At 69.7% G+C, this 16,327-nt stretch carries 14 protein-coding genes and 1 riboswitch; of the genes, 11 read left to right on the top strand and 3 right to left on the bottom strand.

The annotated features are described in order from the left end of the window. Window positions 1-28 precede the first annotated feature (28 nt). Genes ASC81_RS14300 through ASC81_RS14290 form a run of 3 tightly spaced genes read left to right on the top strand, consistent with a single transcriptional unit; the run spans window position 29 to window position 3,591 of the window. The gene (locus ASC81_RS14300; RefSeq protein ID WP_056268304.1) at window positions 29-1,663 is read left to right on the top strand and encodes a peptide chain release factor 3; all 1,635 of its coding nucleotides are present in this window, start codon (window positions 29-31) and stop codon (window positions 1,661-1,663) included. 19 nt (window positions 1,664-1,682) lie between these two features. Further along, a complete protein-coding gene (locus ASC81_RS14295) occupies window positions 1,683-2,414 on the top strand; it encodes a zf-TFIIB domain-containing protein (RefSeq protein WP_082536521.1) in 732 nt (243 codons plus the stop codon). After that, window positions 2,407-3,591, top strand: a complete 1,185-nt coding sequence (locus ASC81_RS14290) for a tetratricopeptide repeat protein (RefSeq protein ID WP_056268298.1) — start codon at window positions 2,407-2,409, stop codon at window positions 3,589-3,591. Before ASC81_RS14295 ends, ASC81_RS14290 begins: the two co-directional genes overlap by 8 nt. Here the strand turns inward: ASC81_RS14290 and ASC81_RS14285 are convergent. Beyond that, window positions 3,588-3,815 carry a hypothetical protein gene (locus tag ASC81_RS14285; RefSeq protein ID WP_056268295.1) on the bottom strand — a complete coding sequence of 76 codons (228 nt, stop codon included), beginning with the start codon at window positions 3,813-3,815 and terminating at the stop codon, window positions 3,588-3,590. The genes ASC81_RS14290 and ASC81_RS14285 overlap by 4 nt on opposite strands. 127 nt (window positions 3,816-3,942) lie before the next feature. Here ASC81_RS14285 and ASC81_RS14280 point away from each other — a divergent pair, with 127 nt between their 5' ends. Beyond that, window positions 3,943-5,052: a PQQ-dependent sugar dehydrogenase gene (locus ASC81_RS14280; protein ID WP_082536520.1), complete on the top strand. Its 1,110-nt coding sequence runs from the start codon at window positions 3,943-3,945 to the stop codon at window positions 5,050-5,052. A gap of 279 nt (window positions 5,053-5,331) precedes the next feature. After that, window positions 5,332-7,305 carry a TonB-dependent receptor domain-containing protein gene (locus ASC81_RS14275; RefSeq protein ID WP_056268293.1) on the top strand — a complete coding sequence of 658 codons (1,974 nt, stop codon included), beginning with the start codon at window positions 5,332-5,334 and terminating at the stop codon, window positions 7,303-7,305. Window positions 7,306-7,323: 18 nt separating this feature from the next. On the opposite strand, the gene ASC81_RS14270 is transcribed toward ASC81_RS14275, so the two are convergent. Together ASC81_RS14270 and ASC81_RS14265 are read right to left on the bottom strand one after the other, a co-directional pair. Then, window positions 7,324-7,608 carry a DUF86 domain-containing protein gene (locus ASC81_RS14270; RefSeq protein WP_255354433.1) on the bottom strand — a complete coding sequence of 95 codons (285 nt, stop codon included), beginning with the start codon at window positions 7,606-7,608 and terminating at the stop codon, window positions 7,324-7,326. A 55-nt stretch (window positions 7,609-7,663) separates the two neighbouring features. After that, window positions 7,664-7,957: a nucleotidyltransferase family protein gene (locus tag ASC81_RS14265; RefSeq protein ID WP_056268288.1), complete on the bottom strand. Its 294-nt coding sequence runs from the start codon at window positions 7,955-7,957 to the stop codon at window positions 7,664-7,666. An 88-nt stretch (window positions 7,958-8,045) separates the two neighbouring features. On the opposite strand from ASC81_RS14265, the gene ASC81_RS14260 reads away from it, so the two are divergent. From ASC81_RS14260 to ASC81_RS14235, 6 genes are all read left to right on the top strand, one after another. Continuing rightward, a complete protein-coding gene (locus ASC81_RS14260; RefSeq protein ID WP_056268286.1) occupies window positions 8,046-12,101 on the top strand; it encodes a hypothetical protein in 4,056 nt (1,351 codons plus the stop codon). Window positions 12,102-12,189: 88 nt separating this feature from the next. Next, window positions 12,190-12,296, top strand: a riboswitch (TPP riboswitch). 71 nt (window positions 12,297-12,367) lie between these two features. Next, a complete protein-coding gene (locus tag ASC81_RS14255; RefSeq protein ID WP_200946855.1) occupies window positions 12,368-12,805 on the top strand; it encodes a thiamine-binding protein in 438 nt (145 codons plus the stop codon). A 212-nt stretch (window positions 12,806-13,017) separates the two neighbouring features. Further along, window positions 13,018-13,989, top strand: coding sequence for a PEP-CTERM sorting domain-containing protein (locus tag ASC81_RS14250; RefSeq protein WP_056268282.1), 972 nt, complete (start codon window positions 13,018-13,020; stop codon window positions 13,987-13,989). A 30-nt stretch (window positions 13,990-14,019) separates the two neighbouring features. After that, window positions 14,020-14,718 (top strand): hypothetical protein, encoded by a 699-nt coding sequence (locus tag ASC81_RS14245; protein WP_156392125.1) that lies wholly within the window; start codon window positions 14,020-14,022, stop codon window positions 14,716-14,718. Window positions 14,719-14,864: 146 nt separating this feature from the next. Beyond that, window positions 14,865-15,260: a hypothetical protein gene (locus ASC81_RS14240; RefSeq protein ID WP_156392123.1), complete on the top strand. Its 396-nt coding sequence runs from the start codon at window positions 14,865-14,867 to the stop codon at window positions 15,258-15,260. Between the two features lie 49 nt (window positions 15,261-15,309). Next, complete coding sequence (locus tag ASC81_RS14235) at window positions 15,310-16,230, top strand: alpha/beta hydrolase (protein ID WP_369820856.1); 921 nt, start codon at window positions 15,310-15,312, stop codon at window positions 16,228-16,230. Window positions 16,231-16,327 lie beyond the last annotated feature (97 nt).

The following is a 16,327-nucleotide window of genomic DNA, read 5'->3' as shown; positions in this document are numbered from 1 at the left end:
AGGGCTAGCTCCTGCCCCAGCCCTCGCAATGTCCGAATCCAGTCGCATCGAGACGGAAGTCCGTCGCCGCCGTACTTTTGCCATCATCAGCCACCCCGACGCCGGCAAGACCACGCTGACGGAGAAGCTGCTGCTGTTCTCCGGCGCGATCCAGATCGCCGGGTCGGTGAAGGCGCGCAAGGCCAGCCGGCATGCGACGTCGGACTGGATGGAGATTGAGAAGCAGCGGGGCATCTCGGTGGCGTCGTCGGTCATGCAGATGGAATACCGCGACTGCGTCATCAACCTGCTGGACACCCCCGGCCACCAGGACTTCTCGGAAGACACCTACCGCGTGCTGACCGCCGTGGACGCGGCGCTGATGGTCATCGACGCGGCCAACGGCGTGGAGCCGCAGACACGCCGCCTGCTGCAGGTCTGCCGCGCCCGCAACACGCCCATCCTGACCTTCGTCAACAAGATGGACCGCGAGGTGCAGGAGCCGCTGGCGCTGATGGACGAGATCGAGCGTGAGCTGGGCATGACGGTCGTCCCCTTTACCTGGCCGGTCGGCATGGGCAAGGCCTTCCACGGCGTGATGGACCTGCGCCAGCAGCGCATGCGGGTGTTCGCCCCCGGCGAGGACCGCGCGGCCGGCACCGAGGAGGTGCTGGATGGCCTGGACAACCCGGCCTATGCCGAGCGCTTCGGCATGCAGTACGACCAGGCCAAGGGCGAGATCGAGCTGGTGCGCGACGCCGCGCCCGAATTCAATCGCGAGGAGTTCCTGACCGGCCGGCAGACGCCAATGTTCTTCGGCTCGGCCGTCAACAACTTCGGTGTGCAGGAGGTGCTGGACGCGCTGGTGGAGCTGGCCCCCGCGCCCGACTCGCGCGTGGCCATGCAGCGCACCGTGCAGCCGGAGGAACCCAAGTTCACCGGCGTGGTCTTCAAGATCCAGGCCAACATGGACCCGGCCCACCGTGACCGCATCGCCTTCCTGCGCGTGGCATCGGGTCATTTCGAGCGCGGCATGCGGCTGAAGGTCGTGCGCTCGGGCAAGGAGCTGCGGCCCAACACGGTGGTGAGCTTCCTGTCGCAACGCCGCGAGCTGCTCGACGAGGCTTTTGCCGGCGACATCATCGGCATCCCCAACCACGGCGTGCTGCAGCTCGGCGACACCATCACCGAAGGCGAGGCGTTGCAGTACACCGGCCTGCCCTTCTTCGCGCCCGAGATGTTCCGCGCCGTGGAGGTGGCCGACCCGCTGAAGACCAAGCAGCTCAAGGCCGGCCTGCAGCAGCTGGGCGAAGAAGGCGCCATCCAGGTCTTCCGCCCGATTGCCGGCAGCGTGCTGCTGCTGGGCGCCGTCGGCCAGCTGCAGTTCGAGGTCGTCGCCCACCGGCTGGAGCATGAGTACGGCTGCAAGGCCCGCATCATGCCCAGCCGCTTCCAGGTCGCGCGCTGGGTCACCTGCGCGCCCGAGGACGGCGGCGAGAAGGAGCTCAAGCGCTTCATCGACGCCAACGACCACCGCATGGCCTACGACGCCGTCGACGCGCCGACCGTGCTCGTCGAATACGCGCCCGAGCTGCGCGCCATCGAGGCCAACTGGCCCAAGATCAAGTTCCACGCGCTGCGCGAGCATGCGGGGCTGGTGTTCCAGCAGCGGCTGGACGGCTGAACAGCGCACCGTCCGAGCGATGCCGACGCCCGCCTCCCGACCCTGCCCCTCCTGTGGCGATGCGATGCAGGTGCACGCGCTGCCGGCCCAGTACAACGGCGCCGTCGAGATCGATTTCTGCTTCGGCTGCCACGGCATCTGGTTCGACCATCTGGAGAACCTCAAGCTGGCGCCCGAAGCGATTGCGACGGTGTTCAAGGAGATGCACCGCCACCGCGACTCGGCCCAGCTGCCGCTGGGCAACCGGCTGAATTGCCCGCAATGCCGCACGCAGCTGAGGCAGGGCTTCGACCTCGTGCGCAGCGGCCGCTTCATCACCCACCGCTGCGAGAACCGGCATGGCCGCTTCAGCAGCTTCGCGTCCTTCATGATCGAGAAGGGCTTTGTGCGCCAGCTCACCCGGCCCGAGATCGCCGACATCGCCAAGAAGGTCGGCGTCATCCACTGCAGCAGCTGCGGCGCGCCGGTGGACCTGCGCAAGGAAGACGCCTGTTCGCACTGCCGCTCGGCGTTGTCGCTGCTGGACCCCCAGGCCGTCGAGAAGGCGCTGCAGACCTATGCCAAGGGCAGCGCGCCGCGTGAGACGGCCAGCACCGACATCGCCGACACCATCGTGGCCATGGCGCGCGAGCGCTCGCGCGTGCAGCGCGAAGACCCGCGGCTGACCCGACCCGACCTGCTCGGTGCAGCCTTCACGGTGGACCTGCTCAGCGTCGGCCTGACCCTGTTCCACAACCTGTGGGATGACTGAGCGGCGCGACGACTTCGCGCGCGGCCTGGCCCTGCATCAGCAGGGCCGTCTTGCCGACGCCGAGCCGTTGTACCGCCGCGTGCTGCGCAAGGCGCCCAGGCACTTCGATGCCCTGCACCTGCTGGGCGTCATCTGCGGCCAGACCGACCGCTTCGACGAGGCGCACCAGCTGCTGACCCAGGCGCTGCAGCAACGCCCCGACAGTGCGCCGGCGCTGAACAACCTGGGCAACACGCTGGGCAGCCTGGGCCGCCACCAGGAAGCCGTGCAGGCCTTTGAGCGTGCGCTGGCCGTGCGCCCCGGCGATGCCAAGGCGCTGCGCAACCGCGGCACCAGCCTGCGCGCGCTGGAGCGGCCGGTGGAGGCACTGGCCAGCTTCGACGCCGCGCTGGCCCTGCAGCCCGACTACCCGGACGCCCTGATCGGCCGCGCCGAAGCGCTGCTGACGCTGCACCGCCGCGCCCAGGCCATCGAGACCTTCCAGCAGGCGCTGGCGCTGGGCAAGGATGTCGACCAGATCCGCTATGCGCTGGCTTCGCTGGGCGTCGGCAGCGCGCCGACCGCAGCGCCGGCGGCGTATGTCGAAGCCCTGTTCGACATGTATTCCCACAACTTCGACAAGCACCTGACGGAGCGCCTGGGCTATCGAACACCCGAGCTGCTGTTCGCCGAACTGCAGCGCGCCAACCCGCCCGCCGGGGTCGATGTCATCGACCTCGGCTGCGGCACCGGCCTTTGCGGGCCGCTGCTGCGGCCGCTCAGCCGCCGCCTCGTCGGCGTGGACCTGTCAGGCCTGATGCTGGCCAAGGCCCGCGAGCTGGGCCACTACGACGAACTGCTGCAGGGCGACCTCGTCGATGTGCTGGCCGCGCGGCCGCAGCCCTTCGACATCGCCGTGGCGGCCGACGTCTTCGTCTACATCGGCGACCTGGACGCCGTCTTCGCCGCCACCAGCGCGGCGCTGCGGCCCGGCGGGCTGTTCGCTTTCTCGGTCGAAGCCTGCGAGGACAGCGACTACCGGCTCGGCCCGACGCGCCGCTATGCCCACTCGCCGGCCTATCTGCAGCGGCTGGCCAGCGCGCACGGCCTGGGCATTGAGTCCTCGCGGCGCTGCACCATCCGCAAGGAAAGCGACGAGGGCGTCGAAGGCCTGCTGCTGGTCATGCGCCGGTCCTAACGCAAACGCTTGGCGTAGTTCTGCCGCACCGCGCGGCTGATGTAGCTGCTCAAGCCCCGGCCGGCCTGGGCCAGGCGCTGCATCTCGCCCACAGCCGCGGCGCCGGGCTTGCCCTGGTCATACAGGTAGACGTGGCCTTCGGCGAACTCGACCGTGATCCAGCCCGGCCCAAGACCATAGGCGACGACGCCTGAATCGCCGCTGCGATTGGCGTAGCGATGCATCCTTGTCCTGACGCTGGCCATGGGTTGACGGGGCAAGCGAGATGCCTGAGGCCATATGCGCCGAAGCCGACGCGATGCCTCACACGCTGCGATGATGCGGGCCCGTTTTTCCGTCCATCCGCACCCGATGAACAAGCGCCTTCTTCCCCTGCTCGTCGCCCTGGGCTGCACCGCTGCGCAGTCGCAGGCCCAGTCGCCCCAGCTCGAAACGGTCGTCGACGCCCTGAAGACGCCCTGGGCCGTGGCCTTCCTCCCGGGCGGCCTGCTCTTGGTCACGGAGCGCGAGGGCCAGATGCGCACGGCGCAGCCGGGCGGCAAACCCAGCGCGCCCATCCAGGGCGTGCCGGCGGTGGACGCGGTCGGCCAGGGCGGCCTGCTCGACGTCATCACCGACAGCGACTTCGCCCGCAACCGCACCCTCTACTTCTGCTACGCCGAGCCGGGCGAGAACAAGACCAACGGCACGGCCCTGGCACGCGCCAAGCTGAGCGCCGACAACAAGCGCCTGACCGACGTCAAGGTCATCTTCAGCCAGCAACCCAAGATGGAAAGCCGCCTGCACTTCGGCTGCCGCATCGCAGAGACGCCGGACGGCAAGCTCTTCCTCAGCCTGGGCGACCGCTACAAGGGCATGGACAAGGCGCAGACGCTGGACAGCCACGTCGGCAAGATCGTGCGCGTGGGCAAGGACGGCAGCGTGCCGGCCGACAACCCCTATGTGAAGACAGCCGGCGCCCTGCCGGAGATCTGGAGCTACGGCCACCGCAACTCCCAGGGCCTGACGCTGGATGCGCAGGGCAAGCTCTGGCAGCACGAACACGGCCCGCAGGGCGGCGACGAACTCAACCTGATCGCCCCAAAGTTCAACTACGGCTGGCCCGTCATCACCTATGGCGAAAACTACGGTGGCGGCAGGATCGGCGAAGGCCTGGCCGCCAAGACCGGCATGGAGCAGCCCGTCGTCAAGTGGGTACCGTCCATCGCGCCGGCCGGCCTGGTGCGTTTGAAGAGCGCCAAGTACGGCCCCGCCTGGCAGAACAGCTTCTTCATCGGCTCGCTGAAGTTCGGTCACGTCGAGCGCGTCAAGCTCGACGCCGACAACCGCCCCGCCGAGCAGGAAAAGCTGTTCCCCGATGCCGGCCGCGTGCGCGATGTGCGCGAGGGCCCGGACGGCCTGCTTTACCTCGTCCTCGAAGGCCACGGCCGCGTCGTGCGGGTCAAGCCGACGACCCCGTGACATGAACGGTGAGCCCCTCGCCCGGTCCTGCACCGCTGAACGCGGGCAGGCCCAGTCGGTCTTGCAGACCGCGCAGCCGCCAGCGCGGCTGCCCTTCGGCAGGCACGGCAAGTCCACAGGACTTGCCGTGTCCGGCCTCAGCCCCCGAGGGGGCGGCGATGCTTGCCGGTTCGACCGGCAAGCACATCGCCTACCGGGCCGGCTTGGGGCGGCCCGGCGCTCGGCCCGAAGAGGCTTGCATGCGTCGCGAGTGCTGCGAATGCGGAACGGAAAATTGACATGAGCTTGCTGCTTGCCGCTCTCGCGCTGGCCGGCGAGCCGGTGCAGCTCGACACCGTCGTGCTCAACGGTCGCGCCGCGGCGCCGACATTGGCGCTGGAGCGCATCGACGCCGCCACCCTCGCCCGTGACGCCGAGGCGCAAGACCCGGCGCAGGCGCTGGCCCGTACGCTGGCGCGGGTGCCGGGCCTGTACGCCGCCAACCGCGGCAACGACGCCCAGGACCTGCAGATTTCCAGTCGCGGCTTCGGCGCCCGCGCCAGCTTCGGCGTGCGCGGCCTGCGGCTCGTCGCCGACGGCATCCCGGCCAGCACGCCCGATGGCCAGGGCCAGCTCGGTCACTGGCTGATCGCCGACGCGGCCTCGCTGGAGGTGCTGCGCGGGCCGTTCTCGGCGCTGTACGGCAGCGCCAGCGGTGGCGTTGTCGCGCTGCAAAGCCGCTGGCCGACACAGGACCAGACGCAAGCGAGCGTCGCCCTCGGCGCCTTCGGCCTGCGCCAGGCCAGCGTCAGCCTGGACCGCCTGCCCGCCGAGGGTCAGGCCCTGAGCCTGGCGGCGCAGGTCACCCACCGCGACGGCTGGCGCGCCCACAGCGCCAGCGAGCGCCGCCTGGCGCAGGCGCGCTGGCAATTGCGTACGCCCGGGCAGCAGTTCATGGCCGTGCTGCAGCTGCAAAGCCAGCCGGCCGACGACCCGCTGGGCCTGACCGCCGAGCAGTTCGCCGCCGACCCGCGCCAGACGGCCGCACCGGCAGAGGCCTTCAACACGCGCAAGACGGCCGAGCAGCAGCAGCTGGGCCTGCGCTGGCAGCGCGACATGAGCGAGCAGCTGCGCGTGCAGGTAGCCGGCTGGTACGGCCACCGTGCGGTGGATCAGTGGCAGTCCATCCCGCTCAACGTGCAAAGCACGCCGACCCACCCCGGCGGCGTCATCGAACTGCGGCGCCGCTTCGCCGGCATGGACGCGCGGCTGAACTGGTCACTTGCGCCCGCGCATGAGCTGACCGTCGGCTGGGCCATCGAAACCCAACGCGACGCGCGGCGCGGCTACCTGAACCAGGCCGGCGAGACGGGCGCCCTCAAGCGCGACGAGACCAACCGCGCCCGCAGCAGCGAGCCCTATGCCCAGTGGCGCTGGACGCCGGCTCCCGAATGGGAGTTGCTGGCGGGCCTGCGCGCCACCGACCTGCGTTTTGACAGCGCGGACCGCTACCTCGCCAACGATGACGACAGCGGCGCGCGCGACTTCAGCGGCCTGCAGCCGGTGGCCGGCGTGGCCTGGCGGCCGACCCAGGGCCAGGTCTTGCGCCTGGCCCTGGGCCGCGCGGCCGAGTCGCCCACGCTGACCGAGCTGGCCTACCGCGCCCAGGGCAGCGGCTTCAACAACGAGCTGCGCGCGCAACGCAGCAAGCAGGTCGAGCTGGGCTGGGAAGCTCGCGAAGGCGAGCGCCGCCTGGCCTTGACCGCCTTCCACGCCGAAACGCGCGACGAGATCAGCGTGCTGGCCAGCAGCGGCGGCCGCACCGTGTTCACCAACGCCGCGCAGACCCGCCGCCGCGGCCTGGAAGCCGCAGCGCAGCTGCCGCTGTCACGCGACTGGCGCCTGGACCTGGCCGCCACGCGGCTCGTGACCCGCGTGACCTCCACCGGCCAGCCGCTGCCCGGCGTACCCGCGGCGCATGGCAGTGCCGAACTGCGCTGGCAGGGCGCCACGCTGGACGCCGCGCTCAGCCTTCAAGGCCGCGCCCGGCTACCGGCCGACGACGCCGGCACGGCTGCCGCCGCGGGCGGCGCGCTGTGGGGCTTCAACATCGGCGGCCAGTTGGCGCCCGACTGGCGCTGGCGCCTGCGCGCCGACAACCTGCTCAACCGCGCCACGGCGGCCAGCGTCATCGTCAACGACGCAAACCGGCGCTACTTCGAGCCAGCCGCGCCGCGGGGGTGGGCGGTGTCGCTGAGCTGGCAGCCGCGCTGACAACTCGACGCACAGGCTCTAGTCGCTGCCGTCTTGGGCAAGCGCAGCAAGGCGCTTGCGCAGCAGCGGCAGATGCTCCGTGATGACCAGCCAGACCGTCTCCGGTTCGATCGACAGATAGGCATGGATCAACCGGTTGCGCAGGCCGATGATCAGCCGCCAGGGAACGTCGGGCGCCTGCTCGCGCATGTCGGCGGGCACATGCGTGGCGGCTTCACCGATCAGTTCAAGGTTGCGCATGGTGGCGTCGAAGCGCATGCGGTCGGCGCTCAGGCTGGCGAGGTCGTGGCCATCGGTGTACAGCAGGACCTGGTCTCAGAACTCGACCATGTCGCGCACGAAAAGGCGCCAGTCGCGCTCAGGCAACGGCGATGGCGTCACGCTCGACATAAGGCCTGAACTGCGAGCGCAATGCGCGCTCGGTAACGAGATCGACGGCGCAGCCGAGCAGATCCTCCAGATAGAACTGGGCACCGAAGAGGGCGTCGGGCGTGGCCGGCTCGCCAAAGTCCACCAGCAGGTCCACATCGCTGCCAGCCTGCGCCGTGCCCCGGGCGACGCTGCCGAACAGGCGCAGGCGCTGCACGCCGAAGCGCTCGCGCAGTACCGGCAGGTGCTCGCTCAACAAGGTCAGAACTGCATGGCGATCCATGGGACGGATGATGCCGCAGCCACACGCAGCGGCCAAGCGACCATGGCCCTCGCGTCACTTCTGCGAGCATCCGCCCCCGGGAGGCACCATGTCATTGAGTCACTTCATCCGCCTGATCTCCGTCGCCGCACTGTGCTTGGCTCAGCCCTTGGCCCACGCCGCACCGCTGTCCCCCGCCGAGCTGCCCGCCGCACTGCGCGACTGGCTGCCCTGGGCGCAGCAAGGTCAACCGCCGCTGGGCTGCCCGGCGCAGGCGGAGGGCGAGGCGTCGTGCGTGTGGCCGGGCCGGCTGCAGCTGGGCGCCGGTGCGCGTGACGCAAGCTTTCGGCTTGACGTGCAGGTGTTCGGCGCGCCAGCGCGCGTGGCGCTGCCGGGCGAGGCGGGCGCGTGGCCGCAGGACGTCAAGGCCGGTGGCCGGGCGCTGCCGGTCACGGAGGCTGAGGGCCACCCGGCGGTGTGGCTGGCGCCTGGCACGCATGTCGTTGAAGGACGCATTGCCTGGGCGGACGGCATGCCGCAGAACCTGGCGGTGCCGCGCAGCCTGGGCGCCATCGTCGTGACCAGCGACGGCGCCACCCAGGCGCGCGCACCCGATGGCGACGGGCGGCTGTGGCTGCGTGCCCTGGTCAATCCCGAGGCCGCCAGCGACAGCGTCAGCGTGCAGACCGTGCGCCTCGTTGACGACGAATTGCCGTTGACCGTGACAACCGCCTTCGAACTGCGCGTGGCCGGCCGCGCCCGCGCGGTGGAGCTGCCGCTGGCGCTGCTGCCGGGGCTGCGCGCGATGCAGCTGGACAGCCCGCTGCCCGCACGCCTGGCCGAGGACGGCCGCCTCATCGTGCAGGCGCGGCCCGGTGCCTGGCACATCGAGCTGCGCGGGCGGCTGAACGCGCCGGTGCAGGCGCTCAAGCTGCCGGAGGGCGCACCGGCCGAGGAGGTCTGGGTCGTCCAGGCGCAGCCGGCCTTGCGCCTGATCCGCCCCGAGGGCCCGGCCAGTGTGGACCCGCGCCAGGTCGAGATGCCCGAGACCTGGCGCGCGCTGCCGGCCTTTCGCCTCAAGCCGGGGGAGACGCTGAAACTGACCGAGCTGCAGCGCGGCAATGCGAAGCCGGCGCCCGATGCGCTGACGCTGACACGGCGGCTGTGGCTGGACTTTGACGGCCGCGGGCTGACGGCCAATGACCGCTTCGACGGTGTGCTGTCCGCCAGCTCGCGCTTGGCGATGGCCGCGCCGGGGCAGCTCGGCCGCGCGGCACTGGCGGGCCAGGACCAGCCCATCACCCGGCTGGCTACCGACGGCCCGGCCGGCTTCGAAGTGCGCCAGAGCGCCGCCCGCATCGAGGCCGACAGCCGCTGGCCGCGCGACGGTGCGCTGCCCGCCAGCGGCTGGAGCGCCAGCGTGGATCAGCTGAATGCGACGCTGCAGCTGCCGCCCGGCTGGCGCCTGCTGCATGCTCAGGGCCCGAGCCGCGCCGACGGCGCCTGGGTGTCGATGTGGACGCTGTGGGACTTTTTCTTCGTGCTGCTGGCCGCGCTGGCCGCCTTCCGGCTGCTGGGCTGGCGCGTGGGCGTGCTGGTGGGCGTGGCGCTGGCGCTGACCTGGCACACGCCGGGCAGCCCGCCGGCGGCGCTGTGGTTCGCGCTGCTGGCGCTGACGGCGCTGGCGCAGGTGCTGCCGGCGGGGCGGGCGCAAGCCGCGTTTGCGCGCGGGCGGCTGGCGGCGGCGGTGCTGCTGGCGCTGGTGCTGCTGCCATTCGCGGTGGACGAGATCCGGCAGGCGATCTACCCGAGCCTGGAGCAGCGGGGCATCGTCTTCGCGGAAGCTCATGAAGTGGCCGCACCTGCCGCGGCGCCCGCCGTTGCGGAGATGAGCGACACATTGCGGCTCGAGAAGAAAGCGCCACCGCCACCCGCCGAGCCCACATCGCCCTACGCCAGCAGCGACCTCGCTCGCGTGGACCCCGGCGCCCGCGTGCAGACCGGTCCCGGCCTGCCGTCGTGGACCTGGCGCGCCCACCGGCTGAGCTGGAGCGGCCCCGTCACTGCCGATGAGACGCTCGATCTGTGGTTGCTGCCGCCGTGGGCGACGGCGCTGCTCAAGCTCGTCGGCCTGGCGCTGCTGGCGCTAGCCCTGGTTGTGGTGGCCGGCGTGAAGTCGCCCCGCCTGCCGCTGCCGCGCACCGGCGTCGCTGCGGCCGCCTTGCTGATGGCGCTGAGCCTGACGCCCCAACCGAGCGAAGCCCAGGCCTCGACCGCGGCACCTTGGCCAAGCGACGAGCAGCTGAAGACCCTGCGCGGCAAGCTGGCCGCGCCGCCCGACTGCCTGCCACGTTGCGCTGAGCTGGCGCGGCTGCTGGTCAGCGCGTCGGGCTCGTCGGTGCAGCTGCGAGCGGAAGTCCATGCGCAGGCGCTGGTTGCCGTGCCCCTGCCCGGCCAGGGTACCGGCTGGCAACCGGCCAGCGTGACGCTGGACGGCCAGCCTGCGGCCACGCGGCGCGACGCCCAGGGGCAGCTCTGGGCCGCCGTGCCGGCCGGCGTGCATCAGCTGGTGCTGGCCGCCGACATCGGCAATGCCAGTGGGCTGGACATTGCGCTGCCCTTGCCGCCGCGTGTGCTGCAGGCCGAGCTGACGGGCTGGACGCTCGCCGGCCTGGACCCGCGCGGCCAGAGCACCGGCGCAATCTCGCTCAGCCGCGAGGCCGTGGCCGGCAGCGCGCGGGCCGAGGACGCCGGCACGCAGCGCGACGCGCTGCCGCCGTTGGTGCGCGTGGACAGGCGGTTGGAGCTTGGCTTGCGCTGGCAGGTGGCCACACGCATCGAGCGCCTGGCGCCCAGCCGCGCGCCGCTGCGGGTGCGCTGGGCGCTGCTGCCCGGCGAGGCCGTGGGCGATGCTCGTGTGACCGTGGAAGACGGCTTTGCCAGCCTGCAGCTCGGCGGTGAGGAGGCGGCCGAGGTGGCGAGCAGCCTGCAGCCGAGCGCGGCGCTGACGCTCGTTGCCGGCAAGGAGCCGAACCAGGTCGAGCGCTGGACGCTGGCCGCATCGCCGCAATGGCATGTGGAGCCGACCGGGCTGGCGGCAACGGCGCTGCAGCAGGGCGGCGAATGGCTGCCCGAATGGCGGCCTTGGCCCGGCGAGACGCTCAAGCTGGCCATCAGCAAGCCGGCCGGCGTGGGCGGCCAGACGCTGACGCTGGACAGCGTGCAGACCGAGGTGACGCCGGGCGAGCGCAGCAGCGACGTGCAGCTGCGGCTGATGCTGCGCAGCAGCCTGGGCGGCCCGCATGCGCTCAAGCTGACCGCGGGCGCCGAGCTGCTGGGCGTGACCATCAACGGCGCCACACTGGCGCTGCAGCTGCGCGATGGCACGTTGAGCCTGCCGCTGACGCCCGGCACGCAGGACGTCGTGATCCGCTGGCGTGAACCGCAGGGCATGGACGCGCTGTGGCGGCACGAGGGCCTGGCGCTCGGGCTTCCCGGTGTCAACGACATGCTGAAGTTGAATGTGCCGCAGGACCGCATCGTGCTCGCCGTCGGCGGGCCGCCGATCGGGCCGGCCGTCCTGATCTGGGGCGTGCTGGCGGTGGTGCTGGTGCTGGCGTGGTTCATGCCGCGCGGCCTGCCTGGTGTCATGAGCCGGCCGGCGTGGCTGGTGCTGGCGCTCGGCGTGGCGCCGGTGTCGTTCGGTGCGCTGGCCGTGCTGGCAGCGTGGTTCGGCGCGCTGGAGGCGCGGCTGCGCTGGGGCGGCGACAGCCGCCGACGTGGCCTGCGCATCGCCGTCCAGTTGTTGCTGGTGCTGTTGACGTTGTTCGCCATCGGCGCGTTGCTGGACGTGCTGCGGACCGGCCTGCTGGGCTACCCCGACCTGCTGGTTGCCGGGCCGGGGTCGGGCAGCCATCTGCTGAGCTGGACGAGCGACCGCTTCACCGAGCACACCGCCAGCGCGTGGGTCCTGAGCGCACCGGTCTGGCTCTACCGCGTGCTGATGCTGGCCTGGGCGCTGTGGCTGGCGGCGTCGCTGCTGCGCTGGGTCAGCTGGGCCTGGGCCGCGTTCAGCGCTGGCGGGGCCTGGCCGGCGAAGGTGGTGACGGTGGAGCCGGTGGAGCCGGTGGAGCCGGGAAAGGCGAGCGAGGGGACGGATCGCTAACGGCACCACCGCCGTGACGGCAGCGACCAGCGTTTGGCGACTCTAGAATCGCCCTCGCCACGCCGGTCGCCATCGTGCGGCTGGCGTAGTCAACCGCTGGGGGTGTTGTCGCGACCGCAAGGCCGCGGCGACTGAGAGAGTCCCTTTGAACCTGATTGAGGTAATCCTCGCGCAGGGAAGCACGTTGCAGGTCCACCGGCTTCGCTCTTCTCGCGCCGGTACCGTGGCTTCAACGATCGCCGACCTGCCATCTGCATGAGCTGCACATGGCACATCCATCGTTCTCCCGTTCACGTCGTTTCCGGCTTGCCCTGCTGGCCTTGCCCTTGCTGAGCTGCGGCGCCGCCTGGGCGCAGCAGGCGCCAGCGCCGGCACCCACCGCGGCAGCCACGCCGGCCGGGGCCGGCCACATGATTGCCGAGATCCAGGTGATCCCCCGGCCCGCCGGCACGGCCACCGACCGCTACAAGCATGTCGACGCCGCCATCGCCGTCATCCAGGCCTCGGGCCTGCGCTACGAGGTGCACGCCATGGGCACCGTCGTCGAAGGCCCGCCCGAAAAGGTCTGGACGCTGCTCCAAGCCGTCCACCAGGCCACGCTCGAAGCCGGCGCGGAGCGCACGCTGAGCGTCATCAAGGTGTCCAGCGCGGCCCAGCCCGGCGGGCCGCGTGTAGAGGACCTGGTGCGCAAGTTCCGCAAGTGATGGACCGGGTGCGCGCGGCAATCGCTGCGCGCACCCGACCATTTCGGCTATTCATTCCGCGTTCGGCCGGCGTTCAGCGCGCCGAGACTGAGCGAGAGGCCTCACTTTCACGACGTGGCGATGTCCGCCGGGCGACCCGTACTCCGTAAAGCTCTTCAGCAACCGGCTGAAACGATGCCTTGCGAGGTTCCGGTCATCCCGAAAGGAAATCCATGTCGACTCATCTGCATGCGCGGTCTCTCCGCTTCACGCTGGCTGCCTTGTCCCTGTGCTGCTTCACCGCCACCCACGCGGTGGTGGTGGTGGAGGCGACTGGCAACGGCTATGTGTCCGGTGACAACGCCGGCACGCGCCTGCCCATGACGGTGATCGAGCAACCGCTGGCCGGCGGGCGTTCCGCCAGCGGCGCTCGGGACATGGTCATAGGCAGCGCTACCCGCGCCTTCGCGGGTGCCGCCATTTCCGGTTCATCCTTCGCTGCACCTGGCGTGTTGAAAGCCAAGGTCGACGGCTTGTCCTTCGTGAACGCCGTTGCGCCCGGCATCCCGACAATCTCGAACGGTACGCCGGTCGCTGTGGGCAGCTTCGGCGGCAGTTTTGTCGACACGGTGTTGCTGAGCAGCGCCACGCTGGCGGCAGGCACCCCCGTGCAGTTCGTCTACACCGTGAACCTGCACGCGACATCGAACGGCGCCGGTCACGTGGGACCGCAGTTCAGCGGCTACGACTCTGGCACGTTCTACTTCGACTACTTCATGCGCGGCAGCGGTGGCGGCGTGAACATCGACACGATGTACCACTATCCGAACGGGCTCTACCAGAAGGTGCCGAATTCCTCCTTCAGCCACCCGATCACCGTCAACGGCGTGATCGGCGAAGTAATGACCCTGGGCGCCCAGCTCAGCGTCAGTGCCGACGACCGCGCCGGCTGGTACGGGGATGGTGCCGGCAATCTCAGCTGGTACGGCGACTTGCAGCAGACGCATCTGGATGCGTCCAACACAGCCCGCTTCTATCTGGACGCCGTCACGCCCGGTCTGGACCTGATCGCGGAAAGCGGTCACGACTACGCCACCACGGCCGTCCCCGAGCCGGGCAGCTGGGGCCTGCTTGCGCTTGGGCTCGGCATGGTTTGGCTCAAGCGCAAACGCGCGGGCAGTACCGCATCAAACGCCCGCAGGTGAATGGGTCCGGTGGGTCTGGAGAAACGTGAGATGAGCATCGCCAGAAGTCGCTTCTATTCTGTTTTCGCCCTTGCTGTGGCCTTATTGACCCTGGTCGGGTTCTTCAGGACGTTCTACGCGCGGCCTCTGTTCAGCCTGCCGCCACTGCCGTCGATGTTGACCTTGCACAGCGTCGTTTTCACCGCTTGGGTCATCGTGTTCTTCGTGCAGGTGCGGCTGATTGCGGCGCGTCAGGTCAAGGCTCACATGGCTTTGGGCTTGGCTGGCACCGCGCTGGCGGTGCTGGTCGTGGTGGTGGGCTTGGTTCCAGCCATCGACGTTGCGCTGAGCAACCGCCGCAGCCCCATGGGGCTGACTTCCCAACAGTTCTTCATCGTTCCCATCTTCAGCATCGGAACGTTTGCAATATTTTTTGCGCTCGGCGTGGCGTTGAGACGCAACGCTGCGTATCACAAGCGGCTGATGATGCTCGCCATGGTCGCGGTGCTGGGCCCGGCTGTGTTTAGAGTGCTAAAGCTGCTCAACGGCGCGGGCTACTTTCTCGTCGTCGAGACCGCGATTGCCGCGGCCCTGGTGTTGTGGTGCATCGCCCATGATTGGCGCAAGCATCACTGTGTTCATCCGGTCTATGCCGTGGGCGGAAGCTTGCTCGTGCTTTCCTGGCCATTGCGCATGGCAATTGCGCCGACGCAGGTGTGGACCAACATGGCGGCACGGTTGCTCACCTAAAGGTACGACTGCGGTGTGGGGAATCCAAGGCTGACTTTCGGGCTGCGGGGTATTGCCATCTGCCGTGCAAGCATGTCCGCATGCGCAGCACGGCGCCGTAATACAGGACAGGAGCGTTCCTGCTTCGGCCTCTTCAAGGATTTGTGATGACCCATTCACATTCGACGAGCGCACGCCAATACGGTTGCCTGTTGTCCGCAGCGGTGCTGTTCATGGCCATGCTCGGCCCAGCCCTGGCGGGCAGCAAAGACGCACAGCCAACAATCAAGTCCGTCGATGCAAGCACAGTGCACGACCGGCTCTATCTGTGCACAGGTTCGGCGGAACCTCGGCGTCAGTTCATCGTGCAGGTGGATACCGCGAAGCGGCGGATGCAAGCGCAGGCGACGCGCACCGGCGCCCAACTGCCGCCTGGGCTCAACGCCGGCGCCATTGAACTGGATGATCGCAACTGGCTGACCACTCCTGACGCCGGTGACACGCGAAAGGAACTTCGATTGAACGGTCGGCGGTACGCCTGCGAAGCCACTCACAACGATTGATACGCACCCCATCACAGCGTTGGGGTTGCGGCAACTCGGGAGAAGCTGAATGCTTCATCGAATGCTCGTGGCGGGGGCTTTGATTGTGCTGGGCGGCTGCGCGGGCTTGCCCCCCGACGTGTCATCCAGCACACCCGCGCCGATGTCTCCCGCGGAGTTTCAGGCACTGCCAAGCGACCCTGCCGACTACCGCAGCACCTACGGCGACGACCCCAGCCAGTTCGGCGAGCTGAGGCTGCCTAGCTCGCCAGGCCTGCATCCGGTGGTCGTCCTCATCCATGGTGGGTGCTGGAAGGAGAGGTACGCCGGCCTGCGCGATATGGCGCCCATGGCTGACGCACTGAAGGCGGCCGGCGTCGCCAGCTGGAACATCGAATACCGCCGGCTGCCGCAGCCGGGCAGCGGCTGGCCCGGCACCTACCAGGATGTCGGACGCGCCGTCGACCACCTCCGCTCCATCGCGCCGAGGTTTCAGCTCGATCTGGGCCGCGTCATCGTGCTCGGACATTCCGCGGGCGGGCATTTGGCGATGTGGGTTGCCGGGCGCCATCGTCTGCCAGTGCAAAGCGCACTGCACGCGGCGCAGCCCTTGCCCGTCAAAGGCGTCATCAATCTGGCTGGGGTGGGCGACATGGCGGCGTTCATCCCTGCGCAGGCCACCGGCTGCCGTGATCCTGCGGTGGTCGAAACCTTGCTGGGAGGATCGCCCGCCGTGGTGCCTGAGCGCTATGCGCAGGTATCGGCGGCGAAGCTGCTGCCACTCGGCACACCACAGATCCTGATCTGGGGACAACGGGACGCCATGACACCGCTGCAGTTCGGCCAGGACCATTTGAACGCGGCCCGCAAAGCCGGCGACGACGCCAAGCTGATCGTCATCCCATCCCTCGGTCATTTCGAGATCGCGAATCCGTCATCTCCGGCGGGGCCCATCGTGCGCAACGCCGTTCAAACGCTGCTGGGCAAATAAAAGTAGCGGAACAAGCCCGGCGCGGCATGAGCTTTGCTTCTGCGAATCAAGGGTTGATGTCCGGATTCGGTGCGGTGGCTCGTACAGGTTGCTACGA

Source organism: Pelomonas sp. Root405, from assembly GCF_001425165.1.
In the GTDB taxonomy this organism is placed as follows: Bacteria; Pseudomonadota; Gammaproteobacteria; order Burkholderiales; family Burkholderiaceae_C; genus Pelomonas.
This window is presented reverse-complemented; position numbering and strand designations above follow the sequence as displayed.

Excerpts from the sequence above, each read along its gene's own strand:
- ASC81_RS14300 (WP_056268304.1), top strand. The coding sequence starts at position 29 with ATGTCCGAATCCAGTCGCATCGAGACGGAAGTCCGTCGCCGCCGTACT.
- ASC81_RS14295 (WP_082536521.1), top strand. The coding sequence starts at position 1,683 with ATGCCGACGCCCGCCTCCCGACCCTGCCCCTCCTGTGGCGATGCGATG.
- ASC81_RS14290 (WP_056268298.1), top strand. The coding sequence starts at position 2,407 with ATGACTGAGCGGCGCGACGACTTCGCGCGCGGCCTGGCCCTGCATCAG.
- ASC81_RS14285 (WP_056268295.1), bottom strand. The coding sequence starts at position 3,815 with ATGCATCGCTACGCCAATCGCAGCGGCGATTCAGGCGTCGTCGCCTAT.
- ASC81_RS14280 (WP_082536520.1), top strand. The coding sequence starts at position 3,943 with ATGAACAAGCGCCTTCTTCCCCTGCTCGTCGCCCTGGGCTGCACCGCT.
- ASC81_RS14275 (WP_056268293.1), top strand. The coding sequence starts at position 5,332 with ATGAGCTTGCTGCTTGCCGCTCTCGCGCTGGCCGGCGAGCCGGTGCAG.
- ASC81_RS14265 (WP_056268288.1), bottom strand. The coding sequence starts at position 7,957 with ATGGATCGCCATGCAGTTCTGACCTTGTTGAGCGAGCACCTGCCGGTA.
- ASC81_RS14260 (WP_056268286.1), top strand. The coding sequence starts at position 8,046 with ATGTCATTGAGTCACTTCATCCGCCTGATCTCCGTCGCCGCACTGTGC.
- ASC81_RS14255 (WP_200946855.1), top strand. The coding sequence starts at position 12,368 with ATGGCACATCCATCGTTCTCCCGTTCACGTCGTTTCCGGCTTGCCCTG.
- ASC81_RS14250 (WP_056268282.1), top strand. The coding sequence starts at position 13,018 with ATGTCGACTCATCTGCATGCGCGGTCTCTCCGCTTCACGCTGGCTGCC.
- ASC81_RS14245 (WP_156392125.1), top strand. The coding sequence starts at position 14,020 with ATGAGCATCGCCAGAAGTCGCTTCTATTCTGTTTTCGCCCTTGCTGTG.
- ASC81_RS14240 (WP_156392123.1), top strand. The coding sequence starts at position 14,865 with ATGACCCATTCACATTCGACGAGCGCACGCCAATACGGTTGCCTGTTG.
- ASC81_RS14235 (WP_369820856.1), top strand. The coding sequence starts at position 15,310 with ATGCTTCATCGAATGCTCGTGGCGGGGGCTTTGATTGTGCTGGGCGGC.